Source organism: Streptomyces sp. ICC1 (assembly GCF_003287935.1).
GTDB lineage: Bacteria > Actinomycetota > Actinomycetes > Streptomycetales > Streptomycetaceae > Streptomyces > Streptomyces tritrimontium.
Genome location: NZ_CP030287.1, coordinates 1,001,142 through 1,015,784, shown reverse-complemented (window position 1 = coordinate 1,015,784; position 14,643 = coordinate 1,001,142). Strand labels below are relative to the sequence as shown.

Here is a 14,643-nt window from a genome sequence, read left to right as displayed (position 1 = left end):
GTTTTTTGTTGCACTGGCAACGTCGAATCTCGTAAAACCCTCCTCGTAAAACCCTCAGCTTCGAGAAGAGAATGCCGATGACCGAGCAGGCCACCGGGGCCCACCATCCGCAGCCGCGGGCCCGTACCGGCGGACACCAGTCCGCCGCAGTTGAGCACGTCACGGGTGCGCAGTCCCTCATCCGCTCTCTCGAAGAGGTGGGGTGCGACACCGTCTTCGGCATCCCGGGCGGCGCCATCCTCCCCGCGTACGACCCGATGATGGACTCCAAGAAGGTCCGTCACATCCTGGTCCGCCACGAGCAGGGGGCCGGCCACGCCGCCACCGGCTACGCGCAGGCCACGGGCAAGGTCGGCGTCTGTATGGCCACGTCCGGCCCGGGCGCCACGAACCTGGTCACCCCGATCGCCGACGCGCACATGGACTCCGTCCCGCTCGTCGCCATCACCGGCCAGGTCTCCTCCAAGGCGATCGGCACGGACGCCTTCCAGGAGGCGGACATCGTCGGCATCACGATGCCGATCACCAAGCACAACTTCCTCGTCACCAAGGCCGAGGACATCCCGCGGACGATCGCCGAGGCCTTCCACATCGCCTCGACCGGCCGCCCCGGCCCGGTCCTGGTCGACATCGCCAAGGACGCCCTGCAGGCGAAGACCACCTTCTCGTGGCCGCCCGCCCAGGACCTCCCGGGCTACCGGCCGGTCACCAAGCCGCACGCCAAGCAGATCCGCGAGGCCGCCAAGCTCATCTGCCAGGCCAAGCGCCCGGTCCTGTACGTCGGCGGCGGCGTCATGAAGGCCGGCGCGACCGCCGAGCTGAAGGTCCTCGCCGAGCTGACCGGCGTTCCGGTCACCACCACCCTGATGGCGCTGGGCTCCTTCCCCGACAGCCACCCGCTGCACGTGGGCATGCCCGGCATGCACGGCGCGGTCACCGCCGTCACCGCCCTGCAGAAGGCCGACCTGCTGATCGCGCTCGGCACCCGCTTCGACGACCGCGTCACCGGCAAGCTGGACAGCTTCGCCCCGTTCGCCAAGATCATCCACGCGGACATCGACCCGGCCGAGATCGGCAAGAACCGCGTCGTCGACGTCCCGATCGTCGGTGACGCCCGCGAGGTCATCGCCGACCTGATCCAGGCGGTCCAGGCCGAGCACACCGAGGGCCACGCCGGCGACTACAGCGCCTGGTGGAAGGACCTCAGCCGCTGGCGCGACACGTACCCGCTGGGCTACGAGAAGCCCTCGGAGGACACGCTGTCGCCCCAGCAGGTCATCCAGCGCATCGGCCAGATGGCCCCCGAGCACACCATCTACGCGGCGGGCGTCGGCCAGCACCAGATGTGGGCCTCGCACTTCGTCAACTACGAAGAGCCCCGCACCTGGCTCAACTCCGGCGGCGCCGGAACCATGGGCTACGCGGTCCCGGCCGCGATGGGCGCCAAGGTCGGCATGCCCGACCGCACGGTCTGGGCGATCGACGGCGACGGCTGCTTCCAGATGACCAATCAGGAACTGACCACCTGTGCGCTGAACAACATCCCGATCAAGGTCGCGATCATCAACAACGGTGCGCTGGGCATGGTCCGCCAGTGGCAGACCCTCTTCTACAACCAGCGCTACTCCAACACCGTGCTGCACGCGGACGAGACGGGCCAGGACACGGCGGTCGGCTCCCAGCTCGGCGAGTCCAGCGCCCCCCGCAAGGGCACCCGCGTCCCGGACTTCGTCAAGCTGTCCGAGGCCATGGGCTGCGTGGCACTGCGCTGCGAGGACCCGGCCGACCTGGACCGGGTCATCGCCGAGGCCAACGCGATCAACGACCGTCCGGTCGTCGTCGACTTCATCGTCCACGAGGACGCCATGGTGTGGCCGATGGTCGCCGCCGGCACCTCGAACGACGAGGTCATGGCCGCCCGGGGCGTCCGTCCCGACTTCGGCGACAACGAAGACGACTGAGCCGAGAGAGCCTGAGAGAGAGAACGACTCACATGTCCAAGCACACGCTCTCCGTCCTGGTCGAGAACACGCCCGGCATCCTCGCCCGGATCGCCGCGCTGTTCTCCCGACGGGGGTTCAACATCGACTCCCTCGCGGTCGGTGTCACCGAGCACCCCGACATCTCGCGCATCACCATCGTCGTGAACGTCGAGGACCTCCCGCTGGAGCAGGTGACCAAGCAGCTCAACAAGCTGGTCAACGTGCTCAAGATCGTCGAGCTGGAGCAGCACAACGCCATCGAGCGCGAGCTCGTCCTGGTGAAGGTCCGCGCCGACAACGAGACGCGCTCGCAGATCGTCGAGATCGTCCAGCTGTTCCGCGCCAAGACCGTCGACGTCTCCCCGGAAGCCGTCACCATCGAGGCCACGGGCGGCACCGACAAGCTGGGCGCGATGCTCAAGATGCTGGAGCCCTTCGGCATCAAGGAGCTCGTCCAGTCCGGCACGATCGCCATAGGGCGCGGCGGCCGGTCCATCACGGACCGCAGCCTGCGCGCGCTCGACCGCAGCGCCTGAGCCGTCCGGGCCGCGTGCCGGCCCGGCGGCTGCCCGCTCGCTCGCTCGTATGGCGAGACCGAGAACCACGTATTCCGTTCCCCGCCGTACGGTGGGAGCAACACCAGCGCACCAAGGAGATATCCCAGTGGCCGAGCTGTTCTACGAGAACGACGCCGACCTGTCCATCATCCAGGGCCGCAAGGTCGCGGTCATCGGTTACGGCAGCCAGGGCCACGCCCATGCGCTGTCGCTCCGTGACTCCGGCGTCGACGTCGTCGTCGGCCTGCACGAGGGCTCGAAGTCCAAGGCCAAGGCCGAGGAGCAGGGCCTGAAGGTCCTGCCCGTCGCCGAGGCGGCGGCCTGGGCGAACGTCATCATGATCCTGACCCCGGACCCGCTCCAGGCCGAGATCTACGCCGAGTCCATCGAGCAGCACCTGGAAGAGGGCGACGCGCTCTTCTTCGGCCACGGCTTCAACGTCCGCTACGGCTTCATCACGCCCCCGGCCAACGTGGACGTCGCCCTGGTCGCCCCGAAGGGCCCGGGCCACCTGGTCCGCCGCCAGTACGAGGAAGGCCGCGGCGTGCCCTGCATCGCCGCCGTCGAGCAGGACTTCACCGGTTCCGCCTTCGCGCTCGCGCTCTCGTACGCGGCCGGCATCGGCGGCACCCGCGCCGGCGTCATCAAGACCACCTTCACCGAGGAGACCGAGACCGACCTGTTCGGTGAGCAGGCCGTCCTCTGCGGTGGCGCCTCCGCCCTGGTCAAGGCCGGTTTCGAGACCCTGACCGAGGCCGGCTACCAGCCGGAGATCGCGTACTTCGAGTGCCTGCACGAGCTGAAGCTCATCGTGGACCTCATGTACGAGGGCGGCCTGGAGAAGATGCGCTGGTCGGTCTCCGAGACCGCCGAGTGGGGCGACTACATCACCGGTCCCCGCATCATCACGGACGCCACCAAGGCCGAGATGAAGAAGGTCCTCGCGGAGATCCAGAACGGCGAGTTCGCCAACACCTGGATGGCCGAGTACAAGGCCGGCCTGCCGAAGTACAACGAGTACAAGAAGGCCGACGAGGCGCACCTGCTCGAGACCACCGGCAAGAAGCTGCGCAAGCTGATGAGCTGGGTCGACAACGACGAGAGCTGATCGCGCGCGGGGCGGGGCCGGGACGGTGCGTCCCGGCCCCGCCGCACATCGGGCGGGGATGCGGCACGGGCCCTGAAAACGGCCCGCTTGTCCACCCCGGCCAATCACGGACGGGTGATCCTTCCGTACAGGCGGAATTCCGTACGGGATCCGCCACTACACTGCTCAACACAACGCGTCAGGCCCACAGTGTCGTGCGTCTTCCACGCGGCTACCCCCTCCACCGCCTGCGGCCGTCGGGACGGCCGTCCGCACTGGACTTGTGAGGACCCACGTGAGCTCGAAACCTGTCGTACTCATCGCCGAAGAGCTGTCGCCCGCCACGGTGGACGCGCTCGGTCCGGACTTCGAGATCAGGCACGTCAACGGTGCCGACCGCGCGGAGCTGCTCCCCGCGATCGTCGACGTCGACGCGATCCTCGTCCGCTCCGCGACCAAGGTCGACGCCGAGGCCATCGCCGCCGCCAAGAAGCTGAAGGTCGTCGCCCGTGCGGGTGTCGGTCTGGACAACGTCGACGTGTCCGCCGCCACCAAGGCCGGCGTGATGGTCGTCAACGCCCCGACCTCCAACATCGTCACGGCCGCCGAGCTGGCCTGCGGCCTCCTCGTCGCCACCGCCCGCAACATCCCGCAGGCCAACACCGCTCTGAAGAACGGTGAGTGGAAGCGGAACAAGTACACGGGTGTCGAGCTCAGCGAGAAGACCCTGGGTGTCGTCGGCCTCGGCCGCATCGGCGTCCTGGTCGCCCAGCGCATGTCGGCCTTCGGCATGAAGATCGTCGCGTACGACCCCTACGTGCAGCCCGCGCGCGCCGCCCAGATGGGCGTCAAGATGCTGTCGCTGGACGAGCTCCTCGAGGTCGCCGACTTCATCACCGTGCACCTGCCCAAGACCCCCGAGACCCTCGGTCTCATCGGGGACGAGGCCCTGCACAAGGTGAAGCCGTCCGTGCGCATCGTCAACGCCGCCCGCGGCGGGATCGTGGACGAGGCCGCGCTGTACTCGGCCATCAAGGAGGGCCGCGTCGCCGGCGCCGGACTCGACGTGTACGCGAAGGAGCCCTGCACGGACTCCCCGCTGTTCGAGCTCGACCAGGTCGTCTGCACCCCGCACCTCGGCGCGTCCACGGACGAGGCCCAGGAGAAGGCCGGCGTCTCGGTCGCCAAGTCGGTGCGCCTCGCGCTCGCCGGCGAGCTCGTGCCGGACGCGGTCAACGTCCAGGGCGGCGTCATCGCCGAGGACGTCCGGCCGGGCCTGCCGCTCGCCGAGAAGCTCGGCCGCATCTTCACCGCCCTCGCGGGCGAGGTCGCGGTCCGCCTCGATGTCGAGGTCTGCGGCGAGATCACCCAGCACGACGTCAAGGTGCTCGAACTCTCCGCGCTCAAGGGTGTCTTCGAGGACGTCGTCGACGAGACGGTCTCCTACGTCAACGCCCCGCTGTTCGCGCAGGAGCGCGGTGTCGAGGTCCGCCTGACCACCTCGTCGGAGTCCCCGGACCACCGCAACGTGGTGACCGTGCGCGGCACCCTGTCGGACGGCCAGGAGGTCTCGGTCTCCGGCACGCTCGTGGGTCCCAAGCACCTGCAGAAGATCGTCGGCATCGGCGAGTACGACGTGGACCTGGCGCTCGCCGACCACATGATCGTCCTGCGTTACGCCGACCGCCCCGGCGTGGTCGGCGCCGTCGGCCGCATCCTCGGCGAGGCCGGCCTGAACATCGCGGGCATGCAGGTCGCCCGCGCCGAGGAGGGCGGCGAGGCGCTCGCCGTCCTCACGGTCGACGCCGAGGCCCCGGTGAACGTCCTCGCGGACATCGCCACCGAGATCGGCGCGGTCTCGGCCCGCACGGTCAGCCTCGGCTGAAGCCGAAGCCGAAGCCGAAGCCAAAGCTAAAGCCGAAGGGCCCGGGGGATTCCCCCGGGCCCTTTCGCGTGCCGCGCCCCGCGACCTTCTTACGTCGCTCAGTGCGCGAGGGCTTCGCCGGCCCGGGCCGGCTCCGCCGCGGCCGCGGCCGGGGCCTGGGCTCCGCGGCCCCGGAGCAGGGCCGCGGCGAGCACCGCCGCCGCGAGCAGCAGGACCGTACCGCCCCAGGCCGCGTACTGCATTCCGTGGACGAAGGCCTCCCGGGCCAGGGTCAGGACCTGTCCGCCGGCTTCGCCGCCGAGCTGCCGGGCGGCGGCCACCGCTCCGCCGAGCGTTTCCCGGACGGCGGGCTCGGAGCCGGCCAGGTCGGAGCGGTAGACGGCGGTGCCGAGGCTGCCCAGGACGGCCATGCCGAGGGCGCCGCCGAACTCCTGGCCCGTCTCCAGCAGGGAGGCGGCCGAGCCGGCCTTCTCGGCGGGGGCGGCGCCGAGCGCCATGTCGGAGACCAGCGACATCACGGTGACGATGCCGCAGGCGAGGACCCCCGCGCCGGTCAGCAGCAGCCACAGCGAGTCGGTGGAGACGAGGCCGATCAGGGCGAACCCGGCGGCGGCGAGGACGAAGCCGCCGGCGATGACGTACGCCCGGTCGGTCTTGTGGGCGAGGACGGCGCTGACCGGGGCGGCGGCGCCGATGGCGACCGAGGGGGCCAGGCTCCAGAGGGCGGCTTCCAGGGTGCCCATGCCGAGCACCGACTGCAGGTACTGGGTGGTGAAGTAGGCCGAGCCCATCATGGCGAAGGCGGCGATCGTGTTCAGGCCGATGCCGGCGCCGAAGCCCCGGCCCTGGAAGAGGGCCCGGGAGACCATGGCGTCGTCACGGGTGCGCTGGCGGCGGACGAAGGCGTACCCGAAGGCCAGGCCGACGGCGAGGCAGCCGGCGCGGAGCGGGGTGGGGCCCTCGGCGGCGATCTCCTTGAGGGCGTAGACCACCGGCAGTACCGCGGCCATGGACAGCGGCACGCTCAGCAGGTCGAAGCGGCCGGGGGCGGGGTCCTTGAACTCGGGGACCAGCACGGGGACCAGGGCGAGCAGGAGCAGCATCGCGGGCACGTTGACCAGGAAGACGGAGCCCCACCAGAAGTGGTTCAGCATCACCCCGCTCATCACCGATCCCAGTGCGATGCCGCCGGTCATGGCACCGGACCAGATCGCGATGGCCTTGCCGCGCTGCCGGTCGTCCTGGAAGAGGTTGCGGATGAGGGCGAGGGTGGACGGCATCAGGGTCGCGCCGCCGATGCCGAGCAGGACGCGGGCCGCGATGAGCATCTCGGCGCTGGTGGCGTAGGCGGCGCCGACGGAGGCGAGTCCGAAGGCGGCCGCGCCGGCCAGCAGCAGCTTGCGGCGCCCGATCCGGTCGCCCAGGGAGCCCATCGTGATCAGCAGGCCGGCCAGGGCGAAGGCGTAGCTGTCGAAGATCCAGAGCTGTTGGGTGGCGCTGGGGTCGAGCTCCCGGGTGATGGCCGGGATGGCGAAGTAGAGGACGGAGACGTCCATCGAGACCAGGAGCAGGGGGAGCAGGAGAACGGTGAAGGCGATCCATTCCCGGCGACCGGCCGGACGCGCTGCGGGGTTCGTCATGAGCAGCAATGTACAAGTGTCATAAACGACTGTCTAGTACGGATGTGTAGGACGGTCGTATGGAACGTTTGTCTTGGACGGGCGTCTTGGTTACCGTGACGGCATGGGACATCGCGAAGACTTGCTGGAAGGCGCCAAGAAGTGCCTGGTCGAGAAGGGTTTCGTGCGCACGACCGCACGCGACATCGTCAAGGCCTCCGGTGCGAACCTGGCCTCGATCGGCTACCACTACGGCTCCAAGGACGCCCTCATGACGGAGGCGTTCATCGCCGTCATCCAGGACTGGGGCGACCAGTTCACGGCCGGGGTGCGGGGGGAGGGCGGCTCGCTCGAGCGCTTCCGCTCGGTCTGGGACGGGGTGCACTCCGGGCGTGCGGAGTCCGGCCCGATCTGGGCGGCGAGCATGGAGGTCGCGCTGACCCCGGACCGGCTGCCCGAGCTGCGGACGATGCTCGCGGCCTCGCAGGGGGAGGGGCGCAAGGGGCTCGTCTCGATGTTCACCGGTGTCGCGGAGGAGGACCTCGGCGAGGAGGACCTGCGGACCACCGGCGCGTTCTACCAGGCCCTGCTGAACGGCTTCATGCTCCAGTGGCTCTTCGACCCCGCCTCGGCCGCGACGCCGGCGGACCTGACCGAGGGCATGCGGCGGGCCGTGGAGGCGATGGCGAAGGCGGCCCCGGCGGACGGACCGGCGGCCGGGGGCGAGGCCGCGAGCGGGGCCTGAGAGGGGCCTGAGCGGGGCCTGAGCGGAGCCGGAACCCCCGCCGCGGTGCCCGCGTCCCACCCCCTAACCGGTCCGATCTGAGGGGGAGTCGTGAGACGTGCGGTGACGGTGGTGGCGGTGTTCCTCGGGGTGCTCGTGGCGGCCGGATGCGGGGAGGCGGGACCCCCGCGGGCGGCTGCCGCGCCCGAACTCCGGCCCCGCATGGAGGAGGTGGCGCGCGCCTGGGAGGGCTCGGCCGAACTGAAGGAGTGGCGCGCGGGGTTCCACCTCCTGGAGGACCCGGTGCGGCTGCCGGCGGACGCCTTCCACGACGGGCGCGACAAGACCGCCTACGCGGAGCGGAACTTCGCCCTGCGCGGCGAACTGCCCGTGGGGGGCGGCCGATCCGCCCGGATCCGCTGGTCCGACGGTGCCACCCTCGACGTCACGGCACTGGGTGCGAGCGCCGCGTACGGGGCGCTCACCGGCGGGGCGCCCACCCGCGAGCACCCGCTGACCGTGACCGGCGCCCGGTTCGGCGAGCTGACCGTGAAGACCAGCCGCGGACCCGCCCTGGTCCCGGTCTGGTTCTTCGACCTGGAGGGGTACGGGGAGCCGCTCGCCCGAGTCGCCCTGGCCCGCGCCGAGCCGGCCGAGCCGCCGGTCGAGCCGATGGAACCGTCCGGCTCCACCACGGCGCTGACGGGCCACGGAGCCGCGGACCCCGGCGCCACGGCCTTCACCGTGGACGCCGGACACGGGGCCTGCGACGGCGGGGTCGCCGTCGAGGTGCTGGAGGGCGCCGACACGGTGGTCCTCGGCGGCCGGATCCTGCCCGGGCGGGAGCTCCCCGAGGGCGAGGGGTGCCCCGCGGTCCTGCTCGGGGCGACGGTCCCCGTGACGCTCTCCCGGCCGCTCGGAGGCCGGGTCCTGGTCGACGCGGTGTCCGGTGAGGCACTCGGCCACTCGGGCGGCGCCGTCCGCTGACCGGAGTCGCGGAAGGCGGGCCGCCGCCGCGGCAGGCGTCGGAGGCGGGAGCCCGGTCAGCCGTGCAGGCGGGCCGCCTTGAGGGACATGTGCAGGAGCAGGCGGTCCTCGCCCTCGTCCAGGTCCAGGCCGGTCAGCTGCTCCACCCGGGCGAGGCGGTAGTACAGGGTCTGGCGGTGGATGCCCAGGGCGGCCGCCGCCCGGCCCGCCTGGCCGGCGCAGTCCAGGAACACCTCGGCCGTCCGGGCCAGTTCGGGGTGCGCGGGGCCGAGCAGGGCCCGGGTCGCCGGATCGTCGAGCGCCTCCTCGGCGACGGCCGCCAGCATCCGGTACGGCCCGATCGCCGACCACTGCGCGACCGCCCCGAGCCGCGGCCGGGCGGCGGCGGCCCGGGCGGCGGACTCGGCCTGGCGCCACGCCGCGGGGAGCCCCGGGAGGGCCCGCACGGGATCGGACACCCCGGCGGTCATCCCGCCGGGGGGCGCCCCGGCTGCGGACACCCCTACGGCGGGCACCCCTGCGGCGCCCTTGCCGGGGTCGGCGGAGCCCGGGCCACTCGGGCTGCCAGCTCCGGCCGCTCCGCCCGCTCCGGCCGCGCGGGGCATCAGCCGCGAGATCGCCGTCATCGCCGGAGCCAGCGGGTCCGCGCCGCGCAGCCGGACCAGGACGGCCAGGACCTGGCGCCCCGGGGCGGCCGTGCCGTCCTGCCCGCGCGCCCCCGGGCCGGGCTCCTCCTCGCCGGCCCGCCGCCAGGGGACCACGCACACCGCCGCCGCCCCCGGGACCGAAGCCGGGGCCTCGCCGGGCCACGGGCTCACACAGACGGCCGCGTGCGGTCCGTCTCCGCCCGGACCGAGCGCCACCCGCAGCGCCGCCACGGCCATGTCCTGCTGCCAGCCCCGCCCGGCGGTGAGCACCGCGCGGAACCCCCGCGACAGGTCGGCCCCCGCCCTGGCCTCCTCCGCGAGGAGCAGTCCGATCCGCTGGGCCACCTCCATGGCCGCGGCCAGCGCCTCCGCGTCGGGGCCGGGGTCCCGGTCGAGGAGCCACACGTAGCCCTGGACGATGCCGCGGTAGCGCACCGGCAGGCAGATCCGGCCCCGGAAGACCCCGGCGTCCGGGGCCGCGGGGATCCGTACGGGCCCGGTGGCGCGGGCGATGCCGAAGCCCTCGAACCAGGAGCGGACGGCGGCCGTCGACTGGCGGGTGAGGATCGAGCGGGTCCGTACGGGGTCCATCGCGAGGTCGTCATCGCTGTCGTGCGCGCCGAAGGCGATGAGGCGGAAGTCCCGGTTCTCCAGCGTCGCCGGAGCGCCGAGCAGCGCCGAGATCTCATCCACCAGGTCCTGGTAATCGCCCTTCACCCGCACATTCTCCCACCCCCGGACCGGGCCTTCAGACAGATGTATGAGATCCGGGCCACGGATGCGTGACAGCTGTCGATGGCAGAGGATCGTGGAGATCCCTAGGTTTCACGGTGGTTTCACTTGCATTTTCCTTATGGCCCACGTCATCCCGGCGCAGGCCGTATGTCTGCTTCTGCCACCCCGTTGGAGGTGCCCCGTGCTGGGTCCCGCGATCCTCGCCGCCTCGCGCAGCGACAAGATGCGCCGAATCGTCTCTGCCGCCCCGGTGACCAAGCCCGTGGTGAACCGGTTCATCCCCGGTGAGACGGTCGACCAGGTCATCCCGATCGTCGAGGACCTCACGGCCAAGGGCCTGGAGGTGACCCTCGACGTCGTCGGCGAGGACATCACCACCGTGGAGCAGTCCCACGCCGCGCGCGACGCGTACCTCCAGCTCATCGAGCAGCTCGCCCACCTGGGCCTCGGCGAGACCGTCGAGATGTCCGTGAAGCTGTCGATGTTCGGCCAGGCGCTCGCGGGCGGCCACGAGCTCGCCCTCGCCAACGTCCGCCCGGTCGTCGAGGCCGCCGCCGCCATCGGCACCACCGTCACCCTGGACGCCGAGGACCACACCACCCTCGACTCGATGTTCGCCATCCACGAGGAGCTGCGCCGCGACTTCCCGCAGACCGGCTGCGTGATCCAGGCGTACCTCTTCCGCACCGAGGCCGACGCCCGCCGGCTGGCCGACGCCGGCAGCCGCGTACGGATCGTCAAGGGCGCCTACAAGGAGCCCGCCGAGGTCGCCTACCAGGACAAGGCCGAGATCGACCTGGCCTACGTCCGCATCATGCGGATCCTGATGGAGGGCGACGGCTACCCGATGATCGGGTCCCACGACCCGCGCCTGATCGCCATCGCCCAGGAGCTCGCCCGCACGGCGGGCCGCAAGCTCGACGAGTACGAGTTCCAGATGCTCTACGGCATCCGCGGCGAGGAGCACCTGCGGCTGGCCGCCGAGGGCCACCGGATGCGCGTCTACACGGCGTACGGGACCGACTGGTACGGCTACTTCATGCGGCGCCTCGCGGAGAAGCCGGCGAACCTCCTCTTCTTCCTCCGCTCGATGATCACCAAGAACTAGGTCCTGGCCCTGAACTAGGCCCTCCCACTAGCTCAAGGAGTTACCAGTCATATGGACGCTGTGACCCAGGTCCCCGTTCCCGTCAACGAGCCGATCCACTCGTACGCCCCCGGCACCCCGGAGCGCGCGCGCCTCGAAACGCAGCTGAAGCAGCTGTCCGAGAACCCGATCGACCTCCCGATGACGATCAACGGCGTCAAGCGGATGGGCGGCGGCGAGCGCTTCGACGTCGTGCAGCCGCACGACCACGCGTCGGTGCTCGGCACGTACGCGAACGCCACCCAGGCCGACGCGCAGGAGGCCGTCGACGCCGCCCTGGCCGCAGCCCCGGCCTGGCGCTCGATGTCCTTCGACGACCGCGCCGCGATCATCCTGCGCGCCGCCGAGCTGCTGTCCGGCCCGTGGCGCGAGAAGCTGGCCGCCTCCACGATGCTGGGCCAGTCCAAGACCGCGCAGCAGGCCGAGATCGACACCCCGTGCGAGCTCGTCGACTTCTGGCGCTTCAACGTCCACTTCGCCCGCCAGATCCTGGCCGAGCAGCCGGCCGCGAACTCCGCCGGCGTGTGGAACCGCAGCGACCACCGCCCGCTCGAGGGCTTCGTCTACGCGATCACGCCGTTCAACTTCACGGCCATCGCCGGCAACCTGCCGACCGCCCCCGCCCTCATGGGCAACGTGGTCGTGTGGAAGCCGTCCCCGACGCAGACCCACTCCGCGGTCCTCCTCATGGAGCTGCTGGAGGAGGCCGGCCTGCCGAAGGGCGTCATCAACCTGGTGACGGGCGACGGCATCGCGGTGTCGGAGGTGGCACTGAACCATCCCGAGCTGGCGGGCATCCACTTCACCGGCTCGACGAAGACCTTCCAGTACCTGTGGAAGACGGTCGGCAACAACATCGAGACGTACAAGTCCTACCCGCGCCTGGTCGGCGAGACCGGCGGCAAGGACTTCGTCGTCGCGCACCCGTCCGCGGACCGCGCGACCCTCAAGACCGCCCTGACCCGCGGCTCCTTCGAGTACCAGGGCCAGAAGTGCTCGGCGTCCTCCCGCGCCTACGTTCCGGCCTCGATCTGGAACGACGGCTTCAAGGAGGCCTTCGCGGCCGAGGTCGACGGCATCGCGATGGGCGACGTCCGCGACCTGGCGAACTTCATCGGCGCCGTCATCGACGAGCGGTCCTTTGCCAAGAACAAGGCCGCCATCGACCGGGCCGCCGCCGACCCGACCTGCGAGATCGTCGCGGGCGGCACGTACGACGACTCGAAGGGCTACTTCGTCCGCCCGACCGTCATCGCGTGCACCGACCCCGAGAACGAGGTCTTCACGACCGAGTACTTCGGCCCGATCCTGGCGATCCACGTCTACGACGACGCTGCCGCCGACGGGTTCGACACGATGCTCGCGCAGATGGAGTCCGTCTCGGCGTACGCGCTGACCGGCTCGATCATCGCCGGCGACCGCTACGCGGCCGCGGACGCGATGGAGAAGCTCCGCTTCGCGGCGGGCAACTTCTACATCAACGACAAGTCGACCGGCGCCGTCGTCGGCCAGCAGCCCTTCGGCGGCGGCCGCGCCTCGGGCACCAACGACAAGGCGGGCGCGGCGACCAACCTGCAGCGCTGGACCTCGACCCGCTCCATCAAGGAGACCCTGGTCGCGCCGACCGAGTACGGCTACCCCCACATGGGCTGATCCAGGCCCCGCTGAACCCCGCCCCCGTTCCGGTACCCCCAAGTCCGGAGCGGGGGCGGTTTCATGTCCGGAGGTCCGCCTAGACCTCCACGATGACCTGGTCCAGGGACTTGCGGACCAGGTCCGGGACCTCGCAGTCGGGGGAGGGGTAGCCGACCGGGATGACCGCGAAGGCCTTCTCGTTCTCCGGGCGGTCCAGGACGTGGGAGAGGAACCGCATCGGGCTCGGCGTGTGGATCAGGGCGGCCAGGCCGGAGAGGTGGAGGGCGGACAGCAGCATGCCGACCGCGATGCCGACCGACTCGTCGACGTAGTAGTGCTTGTGCTTCGTGCCGTCCTCGCCGAGCCAGTAGCGCTGCTGGAAGACCACGATCAGGGCCGGGGCGTCGGTGAGGTGGGTCTTCACGGCGTCCGTGCCGATGGGGCGCAGGGCCGCGAGCCATTCGTCGCCGAGCCGGCCGTCGTAGGACAGCTGCTCCTCCTGCTCCGCGGCGGCGCGGATCTGCCGCCGCACGGCGGGGTCCTTGACCAGGACGAACGTCCACGGCTGCTGGTGCGCGCCGGAGGGCGCGGTCGCGGCGCACGCGACGGCGTCCCGGACGACCTGCTCGGGCACGGGGTCGGGGGAGAAGTGGCGTACGGTCCTGCGCTCGTCCATCCGCGTCCGCAACTCGGCGGCGCGCGCGAGGGATTCCGCGCTCGGCATCCGCTCGGGGCGGTAGGGGGCGGCGCGGTAGGGCTGGCCGTGGATCGGGGTCCACTGCTGGGTATCGGGCGACATGGGCAGAGTCTGCCGAGGCAGTGGTCCAGACCGCCAGACCCGCGTCGGACGAATCCGGCCGGTGGGCGATATTTCGTGTCCGCATTCCGGATCCCGGGGCGGCGGAGCCCGCTTGGTACCGTCCCGGCATGGACGACTGGGACGCGGGGGCGGCACGGGCGGGACTGCGGCGGACGGCGGCACGGGACCCGGACTCCACGCGCGACGGCGCCGGCGGGCGGGCCGTGTTCCTTCGGCACACCTCGCAGGTCGGCGAAGGGGAGCTGCGGCGGGTGCGGGAGCTGCTCGACTCCGCCTTCGAAGGGGACTTCGGGGAAGAGGACTTCGAGCACGCGCTCGGCGGGATGCACGTGCTGGTGTACGAGGGCGAGGAGCTCGTCGCGCACGGGAGCGTCGTCCAGCGGCGGGTCCTGCACGCGGGGCGGGCGCTGCGCACCGGGTACGTCGAGGCCGTGGCCGTCCGCGCCGACCGGCGGCGGAGCGGGCTCGGCGGGGTGGTGATGCAGTCGCTGGAGGGGGTCCTCGCGCGGGCCTACCCGCTCGGGGCGCTCAGCGCGTCCGACGTCGGCGCCGCGCTGTACGCCGCGCGGGGCTGGCGGGTATGGGGCGGGGAGATCGGGGTGCTCGGGCCGGACGGGCCCGAGCGGCTCCCCGAGGAGGAGGGGTCGACGTACGTGTGGGCGCCGGACGGCGGGGTCCTGCCGGACCCCGCCGCCGGGCCGCTCCGCTTCGACTGGCGGGACGGCGACGTGCTCTAGTGCCGTGCCGTGCCGTGCCTGGCGCCGCGACCCGCGCCGCGACCCGGTGGGCCCTTCCGGCCACGGCACCGGCTGGACGGC

General features: G+C 71.6%; 12 protein-coding genes. 9 read left to right on the top strand and 3 right to left on the bottom strand.

The window, feature by feature from the left end; all coding sequences use genetic code 11:
• Positions 1–71: 71 nt before the first annotated feature.
• The 4 genes from DRB96_RS04840 to serA all read left to right on the top strand — a co-directional run bounded on the left by DRB96_RS04840 (position 72) and on the right by serA (position 5,511).
• Positions 72–1,961 carry an acetolactate synthase large subunit gene (locus tag DRB96_RS04840; protein WP_204357636.1) on the top strand — a complete coding sequence of 630 codons (1,890 nt, stop codon included), beginning with the start codon at positions 72–74 and terminating at the stop codon, positions 1,959–1,961.
• A gap of 32 nt (positions 1,962–1,993) precedes the next feature.
• Positions 1,994–2,518, top strand: coding sequence for an acetolactate synthase small subunit (ilvN, locus tag DRB96_RS04835; protein WP_053677671.1), 525 nt, complete (start codon positions 1,994–1,996; stop codon positions 2,516–2,518).
• 127 nt (positions 2,519–2,645) lie between these two features.
• Positions 2,646–3,647, top strand: a complete 1,002-nt coding sequence (gene ilvC / locus DRB96_RS04830) for a ketol-acid reductoisomerase (RefSeq protein WP_112447035.1) — start codon at positions 2,646–2,648, stop codon at positions 3,645–3,647.
• 274 nt (positions 3,648–3,921) lie between these two features.
• A complete protein-coding gene (serA, locus tag DRB96_RS04825; RefSeq protein WP_112447033.1) occupies positions 3,922–5,511 on the top strand; it encodes a phosphoglycerate dehydrogenase in 1,590 nt (529 codons plus the stop codon).
• A 98-nt stretch (positions 5,512–5,609) separates the two neighbouring features.
• Here serA and DRB96_RS04820 read toward each other — a convergent pair whose 3' ends face one another.
• Positions 5,610–7,151, bottom strand: a complete 1,542-nt coding sequence (locus DRB96_RS04820; protein ID WP_112453210.1) for an MFS transporter — start codon at positions 7,149–7,151, stop codon at positions 5,610–5,612.
• A gap of 103 nt (positions 7,152–7,254) precedes the next feature.
• On the opposite strand from DRB96_RS04820, the gene DRB96_RS04815 reads away from it, so the two are divergent.
• Both DRB96_RS04815 and DRB96_RS04810 read left to right on the top strand, forming a co-directional pair.
• Positions 7,255–7,875, top strand: coding sequence for a TetR/AcrR family transcriptional regulator (locus tag DRB96_RS04815; protein ID WP_112447031.1), 621 nt, complete (start codon positions 7,255–7,257; stop codon positions 7,873–7,875).
• 90 nt (positions 7,876–7,965) lie between these two features.
• Entirely contained in the window at positions 7,966–8,841 is an 876-nt protein-coding gene (locus DRB96_RS04810; RefSeq protein ID WP_162688475.1) for a hypothetical protein, read from the top strand.
• Between the two features lie 56 nt (positions 8,842–8,897).
• Here the strand turns inward: DRB96_RS04810 and DRB96_RS04805 are convergent, their stop codons facing one another.
• A complete protein-coding gene (locus DRB96_RS04805) occupies positions 8,898–10,205 on the bottom strand; it encodes a helix-turn-helix domain-containing protein (RefSeq protein ID WP_112447027.1) in 1,308 nt (435 codons plus the stop codon).
• A gap of 199 nt (positions 10,206–10,404) precedes the next feature.
• On the opposite strand from DRB96_RS04805, the gene DRB96_RS04800 reads away from it, so the two are divergent.
• Complete coding sequence (locus DRB96_RS04800) at positions 10,405–11,331, top strand: proline dehydrogenase family protein (protein WP_112447025.1); 927 nt, start codon at positions 10,405–10,407, stop codon at positions 11,329–11,331.
• A gap of 51 nt (positions 11,332–11,382) precedes the next feature.
• Positions 11,383–13,023 carry an L-glutamate gamma-semialdehyde dehydrogenase gene (pruA, locus tag DRB96_RS04795; RefSeq protein ID WP_112447023.1) on the top strand — a complete coding sequence of 547 codons (1,641 nt, stop codon included), beginning with the start codon at positions 11,383–11,385 and terminating at the stop codon, positions 13,021–13,023.
• 79 nt (positions 13,024–13,102) lie between these two features.
• On the opposite strand, the gene DRB96_RS04790 is transcribed toward pruA, so the two are convergent.
• Positions 13,103–13,804 (bottom strand): nitroreductase family protein, encoded by a 702-nt coding sequence (locus DRB96_RS04790; RefSeq protein WP_112447021.1) that lies wholly within the window; start codon positions 13,802–13,804, stop codon positions 13,103–13,105.
• 128 nt (positions 13,805–13,932) lie between these two features.
• On the opposite strand from DRB96_RS04790, the gene DRB96_RS04785 reads away from it, so the two are divergent.
• Positions 13,933–14,562, top strand: coding sequence for a GNAT family N-acetyltransferase (locus DRB96_RS04785; RefSeq protein WP_112447019.1), 630 nt, complete (start codon positions 13,933–13,935; stop codon positions 14,560–14,562).
• Positions 14,563–14,643: the final 81 nt, after the last annotated feature.

Coding starts and splice junctions, on each gene's coding strand:
- DRB96_RS04785 (WP_112447019.1), top strand. CDS start 13,933: ATGGACGACTGGGACGCGGGGGCGGCACGGGCGGGACTGCGGCGGACG.
- DRB96_RS04790 (WP_112447021.1), bottom strand. CDS start 13,804: ATGTCGCCCGATACCCAGCAGTGGACCCCGATCCACGGCCAGCCCTAC.
- ilvN (WP_053677671.1), top strand. CDS start 1,994: ATGTCCAAGCACACGCTCTCCGTCCTGGTCGAGAACACGCCCGGCATC.
- pruA (WP_112447023.1), top strand. CDS start 11,383: ATGGACGCTGTGACCCAGGTCCCCGTTCCCGTCAACGAGCCGATCCAC.
- DRB96_RS04840 (WP_204357636.1), top strand. CDS start 72: ATGCCGATGACCGAGCAGGCCACCGGGGCCCACCATCCGCAGCCGCGG.
- DRB96_RS04815 (WP_112447031.1), top strand. CDS start 7,255: ATGGGACATCGCGAAGACTTGCTGGAAGGCGCCAAGAAGTGCCTGGTC.
- DRB96_RS04820 (WP_112453210.1), bottom strand. CDS start 7,151: ATGACGAACCCCGCAGCGCGTCCGGCCGGTCGCCGGGAATGGATCGCC.